This is a genomic window from Paenibacillus sp. FSL H8-0548, assembly GCF_038630985.1.
In the GTDB taxonomy this organism is placed as follows: domain Bacteria; phylum Bacillota; class Bacilli; order Paenibacillales; family Paenibacillaceae; genus Pristimantibacillus.
In genome coordinates this window covers 4922944-4944477 of sequence record NZ_CP152049.1, presented here as the reverse complement: position 1 = coordinate 4944477, position 21534 = coordinate 4922944, and the positions used below count along the sequence as shown (strand labels likewise).

The window sequence follows — 21534 nt, the reverse complement described above, 5'->3', positions numbered from 1 at the left end:
TCCATACAAAAAGGCACAATATGGCAGCGGATAACGCCATATTGTGCCTTTTTAACTTAGTGGAAATCAGTTTTATTATTAATGATAAATCATTTGTTATTTAACACTCGCATAATAATGACGAGCGCTTCTGCACGGGTTGCAGTCTCATTTGATGCAAAGTTGTTATTCTCGCGACCATTAATAATGCCTAGCTCACGCAATGCTTCTACCGCTCCCTTACTCCAACTTGGAATAGATGCGTCATCCGCAAAGCTGGTGTGCTCGATATCATTAATTGTTAACTCTAATGCTCTAGCCAATAATACAATCATCTCAGACCTTGTCAATTTTTGGTTTGGACGGAAGCTTGCATCTGGATAACCAGAAATGATACCAAGCTGGATTCCTTGAGCAATAGCATCTGTCGCCCAAGTTCCAATCTGGTCGCTGTCATTGAAGGCAAGCGGTGCTTTTTCATTGTCCCACTTAAAAGCATTTGACAACATTACCATAAACTCTGCGCGAGTAGCTGGCGAATTTGGCTTAAAGAAATTGTCTGGATGACCTTTGATAATGTTCAAACTAGCTGCTTGCTTAATTGCAGATTCTGCCCAGTGACCTGCAGGAACATCCTTAAACACGATCGGTGGCTGCTCTTGCTGCTCCTCAGGAGCCTCTGACTCTTCTTCTTCAACGACAGGTGGTTGTGGCTGTTCTAGCTGTGCAGGGGGAGTATAACTGCTGCCACTCGTTCTTACCGTTATGCTCGGACCATCCTCACTCCAGTTTCCAGCTTCGTCAGCCGCATCAATCTTAAACGTATAATTCGTTGCCGCTTGCAAATCTGTCACATTCAGACTAAGGGTATCTCCTGAAACGATCGCTTCTTTATTTCTATCTTGCCAGGTTACCTTATATTGTGTGACAGCGACATCATCTTCAGCCGATGTCCAGTTTAAAGTCAGGCCTGTTTGAGAGACATTAGAAGATGATACGGAACTATCATTCGGCCATGCTGGGGCAACGACATCCTCCGTCAGTTCAGTTGGGATTGAAAATTGGATTTGATCAATATCTACCCACTGCTCGGCGGAGCTGTTAGTTACAAAAAAGCCAATCGTTGCCGTACCGCTGCTGACCGGAATGTTGTCCAGTGTTACGGTTGTCCAATCGTCTGTTGTTGGACATGCTATGCTTCGAATATCGCCTCCGTAATCTTTAACTTCCATAACACAAGTATTTTGTCCGCCGCTGCTGCGCATTTGGGCAGTGAGTGTGTACGTTCCATCATCCAATTTAGAAATACTTTGCCCGATATAAGCTGAACGCGGCTCGGAAATGCCGCTCAAGCTAATATAGTAATCGCCGTTATCCGTAGCTGAGCGTTCGATATTCTCATTTTGAACAAGATGAATGCGCTCCGGAAAGTCCCTGCCATAAGTTCTCCAGCCTAAAATGTTTCCGCTTTCAAAGCTGCCGTTATTAACTAGATTAGTTGCTGGTGGCATAGCGGTGTACCCATGACGAATATAGATGCTATTTACTGGATAATTGGAGCTTGTAGCAGCTACGATATGCGTTGAATCAACGACCATTAAGCTGTTCCAATTAGCTGAATTAGTTGAAGGAACTTGGAAAGTGTGGGATTTATGCGCCCAGTTTTCACCGTTGCTATCAGCGACCATTGTATGCATCGAAGTATACGCATCTCCTGTATTGCTGCTATTTTCATCAGTTTGAAATGCTGCTACTAATCCGCCGTCGCTCAAGGTTATGACGAAAGGAGCTCCCGCTTTTTTACCGCCTTCAATTGGCGTATACAGATGCTCTCTAGGCCCGTCCCAATTGAACCCATCGTTAGAAATTTTGAATTTTATGACAAAAGGATGACCAGGAACATCGCTTGCTTCGAAAATTGTCATATATCTCCCGTCATTCATGCGCGTAATGACAGGCATGCCGTCGCGTGAGCCAGCTGCTACTCCATCGCTTATTGTAATACGTTCTCCCCAGCCCGACTCAGTCCATTGCTTCATATATAAGTTTTGATGGTTAGTGGCTCCAACTGCATTCGGGCCGTCGTCGGCATACAGTACAACGATTTCGCCGTTAATTAGTTCAAGATGAGGCTCCCACACTCCTTTGAAGTTTGGAGCGGATTCTTCAACAATTACACTGCCTTGTGGCAGATCGCCCCATGTCTCGCCGGCGTCGCTGCTTTGCTTAACACGCAACGATGTATGAACTTGACCGCCGCTCTCGACAACTTTGCGATAAGCTAGCCAGACATCGCCTGATGGCAGCAACAGCATTTGTCCATTTGCTGAATTACCATCCACTTCATTAACAGCGGTAATAGGATCTGACCAGCTATTCCCTCCATCCTCGGTACGCACGACAACAACACGCGTATTGCCTCCGCCTTCATTAGTATCAAAGGAGATAAGCCAGTTCTCGGCATCCAGCTTCAACATGCGGGGATACCATACACCACCAGATTGAGGTTGATACACGGTTTGTATTTCGGGTGCCCACACAATACCATCGGATGATGCTGCTGCGCTTAGTGAAGACATGGGCAAGCACATCAAAAAAGTGCTAAAAAATAAAGTAAGCGCTAACAAAAAACTTAATGCTCTACGTTTGTACATTTCTATATCCCTCACCTTTTGATTAGTCTTAATGAAATAGTAACGCAGTAAGAATCAATTAGATATACTCAATATGTTATATAACTCAAACTTCGAAGCTTGAAATAGGCAGGTAAGTTTTGAGGCAACTGGAAAACGGCAATCCATGCTGCTAACTTCATTGTATCGCTCTGTGAAGGCTGACGGATGAACGAACAATAGCCGCCCTACTGCTTTGAAAAGCAGTAGGGCGGCTTATTCTTCGCTTATTTCTATTTTTAGTAGCCGTCCGTAGAATGGCCCAGCTCTGCTGACAGCTCCATGCCTTCGTTGGCGATGTCTGTACCCACATGTCCAGCATCCTTATGATGCTGATCTGCCTGTTTGAGTCCTTCGGCAACTCGTTTGCCATATTCGCTGTCGGCTTCCGTAAGATTGCTAATCATTTGCTCTCGAATAACGGTGCTGCAGGTACTTAGTGCCCCGACTAAATTCGAAATCAGCTCATCGCGTTCCCACGCTTCGAATTTACGATACGTTTCACCGGCTTGCTTGAAATTATTTTGGCGGTCAATAGGTTCCTTAACCAGCTTGGCAGAATAGTAAGGCTCATAGGGGTCACCAGTAGGTGTTGCCTCAGTTAATCCGCCCATTGTAGAGGGCTCATAGTTGACATGCGGATTTTGGCCGGGTGCAATGTCTACATAAAAAGCCATCTGACCATCACGCTGATTAGTAGCAACCTCTTTTTTTGGAGCATTGATCGGCAATTGGAGATAATTTGTGCCTACTCGGTGGCGCTGCGTATCGGAATAGGAGAAAGTACGTCCTTGCAGCATTTTATCGTCCGAGAAATCCAGCCCATCTACCAATACGCCCGTGCCGAATGCGGCTTGCTCGACCTCTGCGAAGTAGTTTTCCGGATTTTTATTCAGTACCATTTTGCCAACAGGCAGCATCGGAAATTGCTCAGTGTCCCACAGCTTCGTATCGTCGAGCGGATCGTAATCAAGCTCACTATGCTCGTCGTCGCTCATCCACTGTACTTGAAGCTCCCAAGCAGGGTAGTCGCCGCGCTCAATAGCTTCGTACAAATCCTGAGTAGCATGATTGAAGTTTTTACCTTGCAGCTGATCAGCTTCATCCTGTGTTAGGTTTCGAATGCCTTGCAGCGGCTCCCAATGGTATTTGACTAGAATACCGGTACCCTCTGCATTAATCCATTTGTATGTATTCACGCCAGAGCCCTGCATTTGTCTATAATTGGCCGGGATTCCCCAAGGCGAGAACAAAAAAGTAATCATATGTGTAGACTCGGGCGACTGTGAAACAAAGTCGAAGAAACGCTCCATGCTCTGTACATTCGTGACGGGATCTGGCTTGAAAGCATGCACCATATCGGGAAACTTCATAGCATCGCGGATAAAAAAGATTTTTAAATTGTTGCCTACCAAATCCCAATTTCCGTCCTCTGTATAAAATTTAGTGGCAAATCCACGCGGGTCACGAAGCGTCTCAGGTGAATGACCGCCGTGAATTACGCTTGAAAAACGGACGAAAACGGGTGTTTGTTTGCCTGCCTCCTGAAATAGCTTGGCTTTAGTAAACTTCGCGATGGGTTCATTGCCCAGCTTGCCGTAGGCCTCGAAATAACCATGCGCACCTGCTCCCCGTGCATGTACGACGCGCTCTGGAATGCGCTCCCGATCAAAATGCGATATTTTCTCAATAAAATGGTAGTTCTCGAGCGTAGAAGGGCCACGGTTTCCAATCGTACGTATATTCTGATTGTCAGCAACGGGGTGGCCCTGACGAGTAGTCAGCACGGTATCCTTTGTTTCATCTGATGCCATAACGTTCATCCTCCAATATTTGCAAATGTCAATGCACGGGGCTAGTTTGTGTCATACTTCGATTTGATATTCATATAATAAAATTGAAGGTTGGATGCTAGTTTTGCTTAAAATTTGATAGAATTATGGTATAATTGACCCATATTTCTACATTAAATTTGACATTCGTTCGCAAAACGAAAGTGATAATTTGTATTTTATAGGAGGATAAGATGTTAAAATTCGGATTGTTTATATTATTATTTGGGTTGCTAGGCAACCCGTTTATCGCTATTCTCGTTATGCTTATCCTTCTTTATGTGCTGGATCGACGTTTTATCGGAATCATGCCAAGCGTATTCAAACCAATTAAAAGAATATCGAGAATAAAGAAGCTGAGACAGCAGATTGAGCGCTCGCCAAATGATGTGTCCTCAAAGCATGAGCTAGCCCGGCTGCTCATGGAACGGAAGAAATTTAACGAGGCTTTGCGCTGGCTTGAGCCGTTGCAGCACACGCTGGAGGAATCTGCAGAGTTTTGGGATGATCTTGGAACCGCCTATTTACACACGGGAAATGAGGAGAGCTTTCTCTCCTGCACGCAACGTGGACTGGAGCTAAACCCTCGTGTTAAATACGGCGCTCCTTATTTGCGACTTGCATCATATTATTCGAATGGCCGTACAGAGCAAGCACTAGCCTGCATAAGGGACTTCCAGGCTATCAATTCATCCTCGTGCGAGGCTTATGACCAGCTGAATGTCATTTATAAGAGACTTGGCAATGCAGCGGAAGCAAGAAGTGCTGCTGAAGAGGGGCTTCGCATCTACCGAATACTCCCCCGCTATAAGAAAAGGCAAGAGCGCAAATGGGCGATACGATTATATTTTAAAAAATAGCTTTTGTATTGTCGTTTAGATCAGGATGTTACATAATGAAAGCAATAATAGATAGAAGGGCAAGATGCAGGATATGCAGCGCAACATGTGGCTTGTGGCAATAAGTGTAATCGTCGTAATCGTGTTAATAAATAATAGTGTGTATTATTTAGTTACGAAAAAAACGTTGGAAGATTCTTTTAAGGAGGAGCTGCTGACTCATGCAGAGCGTCTGCAAATTTCGCTGGAGCAATCGCGTGAGGGCTCGGAGCAGTTTCAAAATCAGATTGGAAGGGAGCTCCGCTCTGCATCAATCGCGATTCAATATGCGTTAGACCCTGATGTTGAAAAGGTAACGACAGAACAATTAATAGAGCTGCGTGATAAGCTGGATCTTAGCCACATTACGCTGTTAAAGAAGCTGCCCGACGATATTGTGCTGTACAAGTCGTCTAACGTTAATCAGCTAAATACGAGCACGAAATCTTGGGTGCCTTGGTACGAGGTGTTCTCACAGCTGTTTGAGAATAAAAATGCTTCGGTAGACTGGCTGGGACAATCGCTTCCTAATTTTTGGAGCGGTCCTTTCGAGGTTTCTACTACCGATGTGGATAAGCTGAACAAATGGGGCTATTATTACGACGGTGCGACTAATTACATCATTGATCCTTACGTGGATTATGAACGACAAGAAGAGTATGAAATTGCAACAGGCGTTCATCGGATGATTGAAAGCTCCATAAAAAGCAGCGATTCGCTGCTAGAGATTGCCTATATAAATCCAGAAACGTTCCCTGATGGGGAAATGACGATTAATACTAATGGTGATGAGCAAGGGCATAAAGTGCAAGAGCCTATTTTTTACGGCAGCTACGAGATCAAGTCAGAGCAGGACACGGAGATGGTCCGCAAAGCCTATTTCTCCAAAAAAACGGTCACTCATCGTGAAAGGATTAATGGAAAAGAAATATTCAAAATGTATATTCCTACATTCGTAAATGAAAAGGGGATCAACATTACGGATCGTGATGGCCAGCCGATGAATAGCTTTGTCTTAATGCTGACCTCAGATTACCATGTCATTCAGGAAAAGCTGGATTCACAGTTTTTGAATGTCGGCATTATTATTCTTATCGTAACGATATGCAGTTTGTTGATTGCAGTTATTGTTATGCGCTATTATAGACATTCGCGGGATAAGGTTGTTCGTGTTACACAGGAGACGTATGTGGATGAGATCAATCAAATGTTTCAATCGATCAGGGCGCAAAGGCATGATTTCTTGAATCATGTGCAAACGATTCATTCTTTGGCCGAGCTTGGAAAATCAGAGGAGCTCATTTCCTATACGAAGGAGCTGACCGGTGATATTCGATTGATGAACGATATCATTAATATCGGAAACCCTGCAATAGCTGCACTCGTACGCTCTAAGATTTCACAAGCAGAAAGCAATAAAATACAATTTAGCTGCTCCTTTACCGGTCTTAATATGCAGGAGATGGGCGTAAAGACATTGGACGTCAACCGCATGCTTGGAAATTTAATTGATAATGCCTTTGATGAGGTGCTTAAATACGCTGAATACAGCAGGCATGTGACGCTCGTCGGCAAGCAATCAGGAAGTGCTCTTGAATTTACGATTACGAATACGTGCGAAAATGCTGAAGGTGCAGTTGTCATGCCGATCTTCGAGGCGGGTTATTCGACCAAGCAGCAGGATCATCAGGGGCTGGGGCTCTCCATCGTTAAATCCATCGCTAAGCAATACAAAGGGGAAGTTTATGTTGCAGCGGAGCCTGCAGGAAAATTAACGTTTGTTGTCAAAATCCCATAAAAAATGGGTTGTAACGCCATACCAGCTAAGCAATTAGTTGGTATGGTTTTTTAATGTCTCAAGCCAAATGATGGCATCAGGCGTGTCGGCTTGATATAATAGAAGGAATGCAAGTGAACGGAAAGGAAGCTGGTGAATGTCTGTAATGCACCTCAACGAAAAGCTGCATGCGCTGATTGAAGAGCAGTTAAACGTCCGTGTCGAGACAACGATTATGAAGCGTGGCTGGCAATATTACATGGAAGGCAAGGTAAACAGCGCTAATGAAGGAAGTCATGATCATCTTTATGGCTTCGTTAAGGGCTCTGAACTTTATGCGGTCATCCTTGATGCCGGCAATCTGCGGTATAGTACTTGTACTTGTCCATATATGGGGTTTTGCAAGCATATGGCTGCCGTTTACTTTCAATACTGCAGTCAGCAGGAGGGCGGACATTCTTTAGCAGAACGTTCTTATTTCAAGCTGCTAGGACTATCTTCCGCAAGCATGCTGCTTAAAGCAAAGCAAGCTGAACCGGAAGTGCCGCAGTCAGTACCTGCTGTTTTGCCTGATCCAGGAAAGTCAGCATCTGCTAAGGAATGGCTGGACTGGATGGAGGCGACGCATGGCGAGGTTTGGCGGAAATGCCGTCATTCTCTGCATGCGCTTCAGCCCCTGTTATCTTCTTTAAAGGGACTGGCAAGAGATTGGGAGAAGCCGCTTCAGCGATTGCACTGGGCAACTGCTATTTTATTCGTATTAGCGCAAGCCGAGCGAGCGATTAACACGGTAGATTCTTTTAGCAGATATTATCATGAGATGTCCTTTATACGAATGGCTGAGCCTTGGGTTGAACATTTATATACATTGATTTCCGAGCTGGAACCTCAGCAAATGGAGCCGAAGGAAGAGGCTTGGGCAGATGATTTAATTGCTCATGTTAGAATATGGGCTTCCAGCATGGAAAAACAGCTGTTTGATTGGGAATACATGTATTTGGCTTTATGCGAGAAGCTTTCGGAGAGCAGAAGCTGGTATGAAAGAGAGCTTTCCGCGATGCTCGAGATTTCGAAGAGTGAAGACCTGGAAGAGGTTAATGCAGGATTTCTGCATACTGCCATTGGCATGATGTACTTTTATGATATGAAGGATGAGCTCGCTATTGAACATTTTGCTTTAACAAGCTTTGACCGCTCGCAGAAGGCGATGTATCCTTGTGCCGCCCAGCGTATGCAGGAACAGAAATGGCCGCTAGTGGAGAAGTGGATGAGCTTCTTGTTCGAGCGTGTAAATAAAGTGAAAAATGGACGATCAGTAGGCCCTTTCGTAACCTTATGCCGCAGAGCCGACCTTGATCGTCCGGAGCTCGGCATCTGGACCGATTATATGACACAATTGCTGCCGCATTCTTATTCAGAATTATCTGATCATTGGCTGGATCAGAAGCGTTATGAGGAATGGGCGGATTTGCAAATGCTCGTGGGGGCCCGTCCTGAGGACGCAAGCGCTCAAGCGCTTCGAGAAATTTCAAAGCTTGCTCCGCATGCCTTGCTGCCGCTGTACCATCAGTCTGTAGAGGCATCGATCCAGTCGCGCAACCGCCAAGGCTACCGAATTGCTGTCAAGCAGCTAAAGAAGCTGGAGCGGTTATATAAGGCAGATAAGGATACAGAAAGATGGGAGCAGTATCTTACTGGACTTGTGCGCAAGCATCAGCGGCTCAGAGCGTTTCAAGAAGAGCTATGGAAAGGGAAATTGGTTACATGAGAACATACATTGGCGCTCGCAAGTTAATGATAGATGGATTCTGGAATGAAGATGACAGCGGTGCCTCTGTTCTGTTAAGCGCAGTCGATCGGAAGGATGCAGCAGATGGCAAACTGCGGTCATTGTTATTTGCATGGCATAAGTCTTCTTGGTATGGAGCAGATGTAGAAGAGATTAGCTTAGGCGAGAGGAAGCTGCTGAAAATCCCGCCTTTACTCGCAATGGACTATTTATCCTCGCCACAGCATGTAAGGCTTCTTCAGCTGGAGTGGACGGATCGATTGGCTGTTTTGATGCAAATGGCTGAGCAAATTCGAATGGCTTTGCTCAGTGGCTGGTTCACACCAGACTTCGAGCATTGGAATGAAGAGCAGCGCAGCTGGAAAATAGCGATACCGGAAGAAGAGACGAACTTCGCGCAGCGCTGGGTGGAAGGCTTGGAAGCAGCGAAAGCGAACGGCGATAAAGGAATTGAGCGCTGGCTGAGCGGTGCGGTCGAGCAAATGCTTGAGGAGAATGAAGCAGCCGCTGCGGCTTGGAAAGCGATTACTGCTGCTTCAGGCGAAGCTGCACTTCGCAGGAAATCAGCTGATGAAGATGATTGGCTGATCGCGATCGGACTGCGCAAGGATATTTTGCCCTTTCGTATTGCGCTTCAGCTTGTTGAGCCGAATGGGTCAGCCTACTGGTGTCTTCGTCCGGCGCTCCAGGATCGAGAGGGAGGCCCATGGCTTCCTATTCGATTGGATGAATGGGAGCTCGGTTGGGAGGCAGACACTGAGGATGAACGTATAATCCCGGTAGAATGGCAGCCGGAGCTTGAAGAAAAGCTTGCCAAGGAGCAGCAGAAATGGCTGCTGGCGCTGCCAGGACTGCTGGATCCAATGCAGGAGAATAAGCTTAAACTGAGCCTGACGGATAATGAAGCATGGGCTTTCTTGGAAGAGGGCAGCGTTCAACTGCTTGAGGCGGGCTGTCCAGTGCTGCTTCCAAGCTGGTGGGAAGCCGTACGCTCACGCAAGCTGCGCTTAAAGGCGAAAATGAAATCATCCGTAGGCTCGGCTGCGGAGCCGATGTTTGGACTCGACCAAATTGTCCAGTTTGATTGGAAGCTGGCTCTGGGCGATGTTAATATATCGGAAGCGGAATTTCTCCAGCTGGCTGAGCAGAATCGTCGTCTCATTAATATTGGAGGCGAGTGGGTGCATTTGGATCCACAGGATGTTACGCAAATTAAGCAGTGGATGAAGCGTTTTGGCAAGAAAAAAGGATTGTCGTTCCGCGATGTGCTGGAGATGCATTTGAGGGGCGGTATTCCGCTTGATGAAACAGATGAGCTGAGTACGGAAATGGAAGCGGAGGTAGAGCTGAATGAGCATTTGACAGCATGGCTTGAACAGCTGCAGCATACCTCGCAAATTCCGCTTGCTGAAATTCCGTCAGCTTTACTTGGCGAGCTCAGGCCCTATCAGGTTGAAGGAGTATCATGGCTGCTATTTTTAAGAAAGTTCGGGCTTGGCGGCGTACTTGCAGATGATATGGGACTTGGCAAGACGATTCAGTTTATGGCTTATCTAGTCTATATCAAAGAGAGGAAGCTGCAGTCGGGCGGTCCATCTCTCTTAATCTGTCCAACGTCAGTTATCGGCAACTGGGAAAAGGAGCTAGAACGGTTTGCTCCTTCGCTTCGGGTCATGCTGCATTACGGGAACAAGCGGGATAAAGGAGAGTCCTTCCGTGATTCAGTAGCGGAAGCTGATTTAGTCATCACCTCCTATTCACTGGCGCAGCTCGATGAAGATGAATTAAGTTTAGTGGATTGGGACGCTTTATGCCTCGATGAGGCTCAAAATATTAAAAATAGCTATACGAAGCAATCGTCAGCGATCAGACGGCTCCCTGCCTCGCACCGGATTGCGATGACAGGTACGCCGATGGAAAATCGCTTGACCGAGCTTTGGTCGATCTACGATTTCGTTAATCCTGGATATTTGGGCAATATCAATGAATTCCGCAAGGAGGTCGTTGCTCCCATTGAGAAAACGCGTGATGAGAAGCTCATTACTGGTCTTCAGCGCTGGGTGAAGCCATTTATGCTGCGCAGAATTAAGAAGGACCCTTCTATTCAGCTATCGCTTCCTGACAAAAACGAGACAAAGACCTATATGACGCTAACGGCAGAGCAAGGTGCGTTGTATGAGAATTTAGTTGCCGATCTTCTGGAGAATCTAGATAAGCTGCCGCCAATGCAGCGTCGAGGACTGATTCTCGCAGCCTTAACGAAGCTGAAGCAATTATGTGACCATCCTTCGCTGCTTGCAGCTGAGGAGAAACCGAAGATATGGGATGTAGAGCGCTCCAATAAAGTAGCGAGGCTTCTCGAAATGTGCGAGGAGATTGCTGCAGAGGGAGAACGCTGTCTTATTTTTACACAATACATTGAAATGGGCCATCAGCTTCAGCGGCTGTTAGAGGAGAAGATTGGCTTGCCAGTACCGTATTTGCATGGCGGTGTACCGAAGGTGAAGCGGGACCAAATGATCGAGCGTTTCCAAAATCCGGAGGAGCCATGCTGTGCCTTCGTACTATCGCTTAAGGCTGGAGGCACCGGACTTAACTTGACGGCAGCAAACCATGTGTTTCACTTTGACCGCTGGTGGAATCCTGCTGTTGAGAATCAGGCAACCGACCGTGCGTTTCGGATTGGACAGACAAAGCAGGTTGACGTGCATAAATTTATTACACTCGGCACGCTCGAGGAGAAAATTGACGAGATGATCGAGCGGAAGCAGTCGCTTAACGATCAAGTCGTTGGACAGTCCGAGCAATGGATTACGGAAATGTCTACTGACGATTTGAGGGAGCTTTTTGCATTGCGAAAAAGCTGGTTAAAGGGATGAGGAGAATGAAATGACGGATGATCGTTTGCGAGCCAAACAAGAAAAATTACAGCTTGAACAAGATAAATGGAATGATGAAAATAAAATAGCGCATACGGAAGACGTTGTCATAGCCGAAAATAGTCAGCTAGCGGGGTCGAATTTGGAATGGAAGAGGTTTTACGAGGTCATAAAAGAGCTAACGAACAATATGCGTAAATAGAAAAACACAGTCTGCTTGGTAAAGTAACCCGGCAGACTGTGTTTTTTTATCCCTCCCTTCAAAAATAAGAGAATTGTATCCCTATCTCATCGTTATTTGAACCTCCTTACTTTTATTCAAGCCGACTATAATAAGGGTGCAAGGCAAACAAGCAATGCCTATAAACGAGGAGGTCTTCTAAATGAAAAAGAGATCCACGCTCATTGCAACACTGCTAGTATCCATTTTGCTGGTCGCAACCGCATGCGGCACAAACAACAATGCAGAGACGAACAAAAACAAAGGAGCAGGCAACAGCAGTACGAACAAGCCAGTGGAGGCTACTGAGGCACCGGTAGAAGCTAAGGATGTTACTTTGTCGCTGCGCCATACGCAAATAAAAGAGACAAGCAAAACTCGTTTGAAAATTATTGAAGATGTGGTTGCAAAAACAGAGGAAGAGAACAAAGGACTTACTTTCAAGCTTGAAGGCATTGATGAAATCGTCAACCGCGATCAAAAGCTGAAAGCTGAAATGGCCGCCGGCAATCCTCCAGATATTTTCGAAGTATTTGGCGGTGCCGACCTGAATTTGTATGTAAAAGCGGCTCGCATGCTGGATTTAACTCCGATTATTGAAGAGCTTGGCCTTAAAGACAAGTTCGCAAGCTTAGATGAATTTACTATTGACGGTAAAGTATACGGCCTGCCTTTCGGCGGTTACAGCGAAGCAATCTTCTACAATAAAAAAATATTTACTGAGTTAGGCTTGGAAATTCCCACGACATGGGCGCAATTACTCGATGTTTCCGAGAAAATCAAAGCTGCCGGCTACACGCCATTCGGCTTGGCTGCCAAGGATGGCTGGGTTAACGGTATGCTCTGGAATACGGTTATGGAACGAAATGTCGGAATCGAAGCATTCAGTAAAGTGGTATCCGGCGAAGCGAAATGGACAGATGAAAACTTCGTTAAAGGATTTGCATCCTACGCGGAGCTTGTGGATAAGGATTATTTTACAAAAGGTGCTCTAGGCCTTGCCTATGCTGATCAAGGGGCGCAATTGCTCTCCGGCAAAGCTGCAATGGTATTTACGGGAACTTGGGACGCCAATCGTTTCTCTGGTGAAGAAGCAGGTGATCTAGCGGGCCAAATTGGTTACTTCGCCTTCCCATCTATTGAAGGCGGTGCAGGAGATCAAACCTCCATTAATGCGTCGTATTCGAACGGCTTTGGTTTCTCGGCTAATTTAAATGAAGACCAAGTAGCTGCTGCTAAGAAATTTATCGCTAATTTCTATACCGAGGAAGTTCAAAAACGTACGTTGGTGGAAGACAAATTGTTGCCTTCTATGAAGCTTAGTGATCTCTCTGGCGTAGATCCGCTTACGACTGAAATTTTAACGGTCATGGCGAATGCCTCCAGCTCTTGGAAAGCCTACGATGCGATCGTTCAGCCAGCAGTAGGGGCAGACGTTAACGTTGGTATTCAAGAGCTCATCGGGAAAGTAAGCAAGCCTGAGAAAGTAGCAGAAAAAATTCAAGCGTCGCAAGACAAAGCAAACGCGGCTAAGTAATCGTGAGATATTACATTCAGTCTGTTTGGTGAGAGGGTGTCCTTCCTTCCAGAGGGATGCCCTCTTCTCATCTCAGGAAAAGAGGGGATATTATGAACAGAGCACTCAAAAATCCGATTACCTACGTGGCGTTCATTATTCCGACGCTTGCTTTATATGCTTTGTTTTTCGTATACCCCGTCGTTGTTTCTTTTTTTTACGGTTTTTTTCGATGGGACGGAATAACCGAGAAGGTATTTATCGGCTTTGATAACTTTGTACGGCTATGGCAGGATGAGGTTTTTCGGAAATCACTTGCAAACAATTTTTACTTTATGGCGTTTTCTTTAATCGTGAACATACCGCTGGTCTTTCTGATCTCAATCATTATTAGTAAAGTAAGACGGATGCGTGACTTTTATAAGTCGGCTGTATTCGTGCCGGTCGTTATCTCAACGGCAACCGTCGCTATTTTGTTCGGTGTGCTGTACAACTATGATTCCGGTATGATAAATCAGTTTATTCGACTCATTGGACCGGAGGAGTGGGCGCGGGAGTGGCTGTCGAATCCGAAGCTCGCGATGCTCTCCATCCTAATCGCAAACGCGTGGCAAAATATAGGGTTTTTCATCGTATTGTGTTTGGCGGCTATTCTAAATATACCGAAAGAAATCGTCGAGGCTTCCAAGCTTGACGGCGTAAATGGCTGGCAGGAAACATGGTCGATTACGCTTCCGCTAGTAAGACCCATCTTGTTCGTTATGCTGCTGCTTACGGTTTCAGGGACGATGAAGGTGCTTGATATCGTACAAATTATGACTAATGGCGGTCCGTTTCAATCCACTGAGGTCATGTCGACCTATATGCTGAAGGTTGGCTTCCGTTCACTTGAGCTAGGTTACGGCAGTGCGATCGGTGTTGCTATGTTCATTATTATTTTAGTGCTTACAGGTATTTTGCAGCGCATCACGAGAAGCGAGGAGGTGCAATATTGATGAAGAAATTCCGCAGCACGCAGGGGTGGATGCACCTATTTCTGCTCAGTTATGTCACCGTATTGCTCTTCCCGCTGCTATGGCTATTCATGTCCTCGTTTAAAACAAATCGAGAAATTACGGTTAACACTTGGGCTTTGCCGACGAGCTTTAACTTTGATAACTATGTCGCGGCTTGGCAAACGGCTAACATTGGGAAATACGCGCTAAATAGTACGTTCGTTACCGTGTCAGCGTGTCTATTGACGCTTCTGTTCGCGGCGATGACCTCGTTTGCTATTGCACGTATGAAATACAAGAAATCAAACAAAATGATTTATCAATTTATTTTGCTCGGCTTGATCGTGCCGCCAGGAGCATTGTTTATACCACTTTACCGTTTGGTGCAAGGCATTAAGCTGTTTGGACAGCCGTTATATGATACGCATTGGTCGCTAATTTTGGTATACTGCACATATGCATTGCCAATTACAGTATTCATTATTTATGCCTTTATGCTCTCGATTCCAAATGAGCTGGAGGAAGCAGGGATTATGGACGGGCTTGGGGCATCGGGATTGTTTTTTAGGGTGATCATTCCTATATCCTTGCCAGCTCTCGTTACGGTATTTATTTTGAATTTTATTTCTAATTGGAACGAATATATATTATCTCAGCTTTTTATTACATCGGAATCTTTGAAAACGCTGCCTACAGGAATGGCAACCTTTAATGATGGTTATCGCACGAACTTTGCATCACTATCTGCTGCTGTAATTATTAGCATCATTCCGGTGCTTGCGGTATATGTATTTCTGCAACGACAAATTATTGAAGGCATGACGGCTGGAAGCGTGAAGGGATAAGAGAAAAGGAGCCTACTAGATGAACTTGAGACCGAAATTGATGCTTGCTTTTATATTGCTGATCATTATTCCGATGATTGGTCTCGGCATATTTTCTTTCGTGAATTCAGAGAGATTGCTGGAGAAAAAATATAGTGAGCAAACTGAAATTTCGCTTCGGGCGGTAGGGGGCAATATCCGGTATTTCTTTCGAGAGCTGGACCAGCTCTCCGACGGCAATCTGACAAGCTCAGAGGTGCAGGATACCCTGAAATACAGTACGCGTACGACTAATGATGCTAGTACATTAATTGCGATAAACCAAGCTGAAAAAGAAATGAAGCGCATCTTGTTCCAGCATCGAGCGGTAAGCTTTGTCGTGCTGTACGCAGCGGATGGAACGATGTTTCGCTCGTTTCGCAACGATCCGATTACGTTCAAGCCGATTTCCTTTGATATGCTGCAGCAGCATGCTCTGTACAAAGAGGTTACGAGACTCGGCGGACGTCCGCTATGGATCGGTCCTTATGAGCAGAGTGAGCTAACAGGCGTCGATCCTCCTCTGTTTACTCAGCTGCGCGTTGTAAAGGATATCGATACGTTTAATGATCTCGGAGTTATGATTACACAATATAAAACAGAAGAATTATCGAGTATGTTCAAAGACTTTCAGAATCCTAATGCCGATGCAGCTGAGACTAGATACCTTATCGTGAACAAATCGGGTCTCATTATGCTTGACAGCAAAAGAGAGCTCGATGGTCAAAATATTAATGGCCAAACGGATGCAATGCCGCTGCTGACGGAAAATTACAACAGTTCAAGGGTAGAGTTCGAGGATGTAGACAGTCTTGTCTCTTCCTATCAACTCGATCGCAATGAATGGATGCTTGTTTCTGTGAAGCCGTGGAATTCTTTGACGAATGAGAATGTTCGCTTCGTGCAGTGGATAGGCATGATTACGGTGCTTGGTTTGTTGTCGGCTGTACTGTTCAACGTATTCTTCGTGAACCGAGTCGCCAAATCGATTATTAAAGTAGTCAGGAAAATGAGATTGGTAGAGCAAGGGCTGCTGGACATTCGCGTAAATGCAAATGGCAAGGATGAAACTGTGCTGTTAGCTAAGAGCTTCAATAGCATGGTTGAACGTATCGGACATTTGCTAAGTGAGGTTCGCAAAGAGCAGGCACGCAAGCAGCATGCGGAAATGATGTTGATGCAGGCTCAGATCAAGCCGCATTTTTTGTTTAATACACTGGAGTCGATTAACGCTCTAGCTGCACAAAATGAAGGTGCAAAGATTATGCTTATGGTCCGCAGATTAAGTATCATGCTGCGAACGAGTATGCATCACTCGGAGGAAATAAGCATAAAGCAAGAGGTGGAGCATGTTCGAAGCTATTTAGAAATTCAAAAGTATCGTTTTGAAGAGCTTTTCAGCTATGAGTTGAACGTTGCCGCTGAAGCGCTTGATTTTACTATACTAAAGCTTACCCTGCAGCCGCTTGTGGAAAACAGTATCCAACATGGCTTTGAGGGCTATGAGGATGGGAAAGGCATATTAACGCTAGATGTCATCGCTGAGCCGCATCAAATCGTCATTATAGTCCGTGATAATGGACATGGGATGAGAACAAGCGTATTAAGCAAACTAGCGGCAGGCTCAAATCCATCCAGCAAGCAGTCGAATGCTGCGGAAATCGGAGAAAGCAGAGGTCTTGGTCTGCGAAATGTTGCAGATCGTTTGCGTATTCATTATGGACCGGCGTTTGGCATGTGGATATGCAGTGAAGAAGGCAGCGGTACGGTTATTCGTTGTGTCATTCCGAAGAGCAGAGGTGATCGGCTATGATCGGAAAAGTGCTCCTTGTTGATGATGAAGCACATATTACGAGAAATCTAGAAAAGGTTATCCCCTGGGAAATGCTCGGGCTAGCGGTTGGCGGCACAGCCAAAAATGGTATTGAAGCTTTGGAGCTGCTGGAGCAGGAGCAATTTAATTTGCTGCTTTGTGATATTCGGATGCCGATTATGGACGGGCTGGAGCTTGTGCGGCATATCCGTGATAAATCGATAACTTGTGATATTATTATGCTGTCGGGCTATCAGGATTTTGCTTATACACGAACAGCCATTCAATTTGGTGTAAATGATTATGTGCTGAAACCGATCCCTTATGATGAGCTGACGGGTGTCATAGCAAGGCTTATGTCCAATCAGCGAAGCAAGCAGAAGCAGCTGGAGGAGGAGAAGCAGAAGCTGGGTCGGATGATTGACTTGGCAAGCGAGAAAATATTATCCGATATTATTATGGATTATACGGATGTTACTGCTGCTAACTGGCTGCTAACCGGGGATGAGGCACAGCTTAAGGAGCAGCATTTCGCGGTAATTGTCCTAGACATAGATGTCAGCTCGGAGAAAATGAAGGATTGGCGGGAATGGTCGGATAAGGAACGCAAACTGTGGAATTTTGCCGTCTGTAACGTTCTTCGTGAGCAGCTGCAGCGGCTTGCTCTGCATCATGCCGTCATTCAAATTCGCGATGGTGAATGGTGTGTCCTAATTGAGACGGATAAGACGGCTGTTTTCGAGCTGGACATCATTAAAGAAAGAGCAAATATGCTGCTGGCAGCAATTAAAAGTCATGTGAAGCTGTCATTGTTTGCGGGTATTTATCATCAATTTGCATCGGTTGCCGATTTGTCCCGTGCGTATAAGCTTGTACAGCAAGGTATGCAGCTAGCGCCAGAGCACGATAGTATTGCAATATACCCATCTGAGCATCAAAAATCGTCACGAGTGGATCAAGCGTTCTGGGATACGGCTGAAAAGATTGTTGGTGCGGTTAAACGCGGCGATACTTTCGGCGTAGATAAGGAGCTGCAAGGGATTACTGAGCTTTTGCAGCGCATGAACGAGCCCTCTATGAATCGTGTTAAGCCGCTGCTGCATTTCTTTGTGCTGCATCTCATGCGGGAGATGAAGGAAATGGGAGTTTTCTCGCGCGAGCAAGAGGATATGCTGTGGCGCAGATTAGATCGTCGCTTCGGTGTCAAGGATTTGCTTTCGGTTATTAGGCAGGTGACAAATGCTGTATCTGAGAAATCAATGGATAAGAAAAAGCAATCAGAGCGATCCATGACAGAAGCCAAGGCGTTTCTTAATCGGAATCTATATCGTGATCTTAGTGTAGAGGAGACTGCGACACATGTTGGTCTAAGTTCCTCCTATTTCAGCTTATTGTTTAAACAAACATATGGGGAAACGTTTATCGAATATGTGACGCGGCAGCGAATGGAGCGTGCGAAGACGATGCTGACAGAGACGCTCAAGAGTGTGGCGCAGATTTCGAAGGAAGTAGGCTATGCAGAACGGCGTTATTTTACGAAAGTATTTATGAAATATACTGGTGAAAATCCAACCGATTTCCGCAGCAAGCGGCAAGCCGACGTACAAGATCCGGGCGGCCTTATTGAGCCTACGATGTAAAATAAAGGAGGTGCAGGAGTTTATTCCTGTACCTCCATTTTTCTTTGCTTATCAATGGCTGCTTGCTCAAGCAGATTATCGGCAAGCGAAACCCATTATGAGTTGCCGCTTTTTATTCTAGCTGCGTATGTGTGCTTATCGCGTCCGAATGATTGAATCCGCCACTAAACCCACCTCATAAGCACCTATGTGTGCTTATCGTGCCCAAATGACCGAAAGCCGCCACTAATTCGACCTCATAAGCACACATTGGACCTCTGTCAAGAAAGTAAGCTTTTTTGCTGTCATAAGCACGCATGTGGTCATATTGCGCCCGAATGAGCGAAATCCGCCACTAAATCCACCTCATAAGCACACATAGGTGCTTATCGTGCAAGAAAGTAAGCTTTTTTGCTGTCATAAGCACGCATGTGGTCTTATTGCGCCCGAATGAGCGAAATCCGCCACTAAATCCACCTCATAAGCACACATAGGTGCTTATTGCCCAAGAAAGTAAGCTGCTTTGCTGCCATAAGCACGCATGTGGTCTTATTGCGCCCGAATGAGCGAAATCCGCCACTAAATCCACCTCATAAGCACATATAGGTGCTTATCGCGCAAGAAAGTAAGCTGCTTTGCTGCCATAAGCACGCATGTGGTCTTATTGCGCCCGAATGAGCGAAATCCGCCACTAATTCGACCTCATAAGCACATATAGGTGCTTATTGCCCAAGAAAGTAAGCTTTTTTGCTGTCATAAGCACGCATGTGGTCTTATTGCGCCCGAATGAGCGAAATCCGCCACTAAATCCACCTCATAAGCACACATAGGTGCTTATTGCCCAAGAAAGTAAGCTTTTTTGCTGTCATAAGCACGCATGTGTTCTTATCGCGCCCAAATGACCGAAACCCGCCACTAATTCGACCTCATAAGCACACATAGGTGCTTATTGCCCAAGAAAGTAAGCTTTTTTGCTGTCATAAGCACGCATGTGGTCTTATTGCGCCCGAATGAGCGAAATCCGCCACTAAATCCACCTCATAAGCACACATAGGTGCTTATCGTGCAAGAAAGTAAGCTGCTTTGCTTCCATAAGCACGCATGTGGTCTTATGGAAACGATGTGATCATGTCCCGCCGATAATTTCACCTGATAGGGGCTATCCCGCCTTGGTCAATGATCTTAAGGGATAGCCCTTAATCGACAGGCGTGACAACGTAATGAGGCTAAAGTACTTTGGATTTCCCTCGTCTTTATCCTTATCTTATTAACAAGTTGCAGTGATAAACAAAATCCATTTCAGCCGAAGCAGCCTATAGAGGATTCACAAAACATGATTCGAACCGATACTAATTTCAAAGGGAATTTATCGCTAAGCAAAGAAAATGAAGAAACGGTCGTGTAGGCATTGGTTTTTTATATAAAAAGTTTCTTTCGCTACTGGCCGATAAGATTAGAATAGGTCAAATCATGCAAAATGTAGGCGAGGAAAAAAATAACGCAAGGATTCTCATATCGATGCTGGACCTTTACCAGCTGATGATAATAGGTTTCTGCATAATGCGGATTGTTGCGCATCTCGAGGCTGGATTTAATTAAGGCATCAAGCTTGTCCGCAATATCGACCATTTCACCGACGTAATCATCGGATTTGCTATGGGCGATGAAGTCAGTCATATCCTCATGAAAAAGCTGAGGCAGCTTGTTGATCATAAATTGTGCGGTTTCCCGCTCATATTGCTCGAAGGCATGCTTGATGTCTGGATTATTATGCTTGAAATTGGAGACAACATCGCCCGATAACGCTTCCGGCAAATCATGCAGGACGGCCTTTGCTACGAGCCGGTACAGATCGATGCTTTTGTTGCCAAAGCGCTCTCTTTCGAGCAGCCCGTTGAAGAGTGCAAGCGACGCAACCCGAAACGAATGCGTGGCATCATTGTCCGGCACAAGATTATAGCTTCCGTTCCATCTTTTTACTGTATCTAGGCTGACGATGTATTGAATAAACTCATAAAATCCGTCCTGCTTATCGTATTCGTCCAGCAGCCAGCGGATGGAAGCGAGCTTAGTATCAAGCAGCGTCTGCTTAAGCTCCTTATGCTTGGCATGAAAGAAAGGATTCGAATCATATTCGGATTCTCTTCGGCAATAAAGATAGGCATCGAGTGTATCGATGGCGTCGACCAAACGGCCAATATGCGTATCATCCTGCGCGTTGACGATATAATCAAATGCTTGTGCCTGCAGCGACTTAGAAAGATAAGAAACAATTTCCTTGCTGAGCTCGATTTCGAAATCGAGGATATGGTTCATGACGAGCGATTCTTTTTTGGTCACATGCTTGATAGAGCCGGTTCCTGTATTTTTAAGGTCTCCCCACAAACATCTACCCAGCAGCCCCAGTTTATCCACCGGCTGCTCATACACTTTTTCCTCAATAATACCAATTAGAATAGCTAATGCCGCGCATCTAAAGCTATGAGTGGAAGCGTTGTCCTCGAAGCGCGGAGCGAACTCACTCCACCGAGGCACATATTGCATGCGAATAATTGTATTCGTAAATTTACCATTTTTCATTTGCAGTGCTCCTTTGCCAGTCTCTTTTCGAGAGTTGCCGTTCATGTGCAGGAGTGACTATGTTATTATAAAGCTTATAAACAAAAACGACTAGATAAGTTGACCTTGAAAAATGATCTTCT

General features: G+C 45.5%; 12 protein-coding genes and 1 pseudogene. 10 read left to right on the top strand and 3 right to left on the bottom strand.

Annotated elements, in window-relative coordinates:
- Positions 1-89: 89 nt before the first annotated feature.
- Together MHI37_RS21545 and MHI37_RS21540 are read right to left on the bottom strand one after the other, a co-directional pair.
- Positions 90-2633 (bottom strand): S-layer homology domain-containing protein, encoded by a 2544-nt coding sequence (locus MHI37_RS21545; protein ID WP_144023701.1) that lies wholly within the window; start codon positions 2631-2633, stop codon positions 90-92.
- 257 nt (positions 2634-2890) lie between these two features.
- A pseudogene (locus MHI37_RS21540) lies at positions 2891-4456 on the bottom strand (catalase); the annotation flags it as partial.
- 221 nt (positions 4457-4677) lie between these two features.
- Here MHI37_RS21540 and MHI37_RS21535 point away from each other — a divergent pair.
- The 10 genes from MHI37_RS21535 (at position 4678) to MHI37_RS21490 (ending at position 18853) form a co-directional block, all read left to right on the top strand.
- A complete protein-coding gene (locus tag MHI37_RS21535) occupies positions 4678-5343 on the top strand; it encodes a tetratricopeptide repeat protein (RefSeq protein ID WP_076337331.1) in 666 nt (221 codons plus the stop codon).
- Between the two features lie 64 nt (positions 5344-5407).
- Positions 5408-7159, top strand: a complete 1752-nt coding sequence (locus MHI37_RS21530) for a GHKL domain-containing protein (RefSeq protein WP_256710544.1) — start codon at positions 5408-5410, stop codon at positions 7157-7159.
- A 136-nt stretch (positions 7160-7295) separates the two neighbouring features.
- Positions 7296-8906, top strand: coding sequence for an SWIM zinc finger family protein (locus MHI37_RS21525; protein WP_076337332.1), 1611 nt, complete (start codon positions 7296-7298; stop codon positions 8904-8906).
- On the top strand, positions 8903-11806 hold the full coding sequence (locus MHI37_RS21520; RefSeq protein ID WP_076337333.1) for a DEAD/DEAH box helicase: 2904 nt from the start codon (positions 8903-8905) through the stop codon (positions 11804-11806). The genes MHI37_RS21525 and MHI37_RS21520 overlap by 4 nt, the downstream gene beginning before the upstream one ends.
- Positions 11807-11816: 10 nt before the next feature.
- Positions 11817-12008, top strand: coding sequence for a hypothetical protein (locus tag MHI37_RS21515; RefSeq protein WP_076337334.1), 192 nt, complete (start codon positions 11817-11819; stop codon positions 12006-12008).
- A 181-nt stretch (positions 12009-12189) separates the two neighbouring features.
- On the top strand, positions 12190-13563 hold the full coding sequence (locus MHI37_RS21510) for an extracellular solute-binding protein (protein ID WP_076337335.1): 1374 nt from the start codon (positions 12190-12192) through the stop codon (positions 13561-13563).
- Between the two features lie 92 nt (positions 13564-13655).
- Positions 13656-14537, top strand: coding sequence for a sugar ABC transporter permease (locus MHI37_RS21505; RefSeq protein WP_076337336.1), 882 nt, complete (start codon positions 13656-13658; stop codon positions 14535-14537).
- The gene (locus MHI37_RS21500; RefSeq protein ID WP_076337337.1) at positions 14537-15382 is read left to right on the top strand and encodes a carbohydrate ABC transporter permease; all 846 of its coding nucleotides are present in this window, start codon (positions 14537-14539) and stop codon (positions 15380-15382) included. The genes MHI37_RS21505 and MHI37_RS21500 overlap by 1 nt, the downstream gene beginning before the upstream one ends.
- A gap of 19 nt (positions 15383-15401) precedes the next feature.
- Entirely contained in the window at positions 15402-17213 is a 1812-nt protein-coding gene (locus tag MHI37_RS21495) for a sensor histidine kinase (protein WP_076337338.1), read from the top strand.
- Positions 17210-18853 carry a response regulator gene (locus MHI37_RS21490; protein ID WP_076337339.1) on the top strand — a complete coding sequence of 548 codons (1644 nt, stop codon included), beginning with the start codon at positions 17210-17212 and terminating at the stop codon, positions 18851-18853. The genes MHI37_RS21495 and MHI37_RS21490 overlap by 4 nt, the downstream gene beginning before the upstream one ends.
- Positions 18854-20269: 1416 nt before the next feature.
- Here MHI37_RS21490 and MHI37_RS21485 read toward each other — a convergent pair.
- Positions 20270-21412 carry a YfbR-like 5'-deoxynucleotidase gene (locus MHI37_RS21485; protein ID WP_076339708.1) on the bottom strand — a complete coding sequence of 381 codons (1143 nt, stop codon included), beginning with the start codon at positions 21410-21412 and terminating at the stop codon, positions 20270-20272.
- Positions 21413-21534 lie beyond the last annotated feature (122 nt).

Excerpts from the sequence above, each read along its gene's own strand:
- MHI37_RS21545 (WP_144023701.1), bottom strand. The coding sequence starts at position 2,633 with ATGTACAAACGTAGAGCATTAAGTTTTTTGTTAGCGCTTACTTTATTT.
- MHI37_RS21535 (WP_076337331.1), top strand. The coding sequence starts at position 4,678 with ATGTTAAAATTCGGATTGTTTATATTATTATTTGGGTTGCTAGGCAAC.
- MHI37_RS21530 (WP_256710544.1), top strand. The coding sequence starts at position 5,408 with ATGCAGGATATGCAGCGCAACATGTGGCTTGTGGCAATAAGTGTAATC.
- MHI37_RS21525 (WP_076337332.1), top strand. The coding sequence starts at position 7,296 with ATGTCTGTAATGCACCTCAACGAAAAGCTGCATGCGCTGATTGAAGAG.
- MHI37_RS21520 (WP_076337333.1), top strand. The coding sequence starts at position 8,903 with ATGAGAACATACATTGGCGCTCGCAAGTTAATGATAGATGGATTCTGG.
- MHI37_RS21515 (WP_076337334.1), top strand. The coding sequence starts at position 11,817 with ATGACGGATGATCGTTTGCGAGCCAAACAAGAAAAATTACAGCTTGAA.
- MHI37_RS21510 (WP_076337335.1), top strand. The coding sequence starts at position 12,190 with ATGAAAAAGAGATCCACGCTCATTGCAACACTGCTAGTATCCATTTTG.
- MHI37_RS21505 (WP_076337336.1), top strand. The coding sequence starts at position 13,656 with ATGAACAGAGCACTCAAAAATCCGATTACCTACGTGGCGTTCATTATT.
- MHI37_RS21500 (WP_076337337.1), top strand. The coding sequence starts at position 14,537 with ATGAAGAAATTCCGCAGCACGCAGGGGTGGATGCACCTATTTCTGCTC.
- MHI37_RS21495 (WP_076337338.1), top strand. The coding sequence starts at position 15,402 with ATGAACTTGAGACCGAAATTGATGCTTGCTTTTATATTGCTGATCATT.
- MHI37_RS21490 (WP_076337339.1), top strand. The coding sequence starts at position 17,210 with ATGATCGGAAAAGTGCTCCTTGTTGATGATGAAGCACATATTACGAGA.
- MHI37_RS21485 (WP_076339708.1), bottom strand. The coding sequence starts at position 21,412 with ATGAAAAATGGTAAATTTACGAATACAATTATTCGCATGCAATATGTG.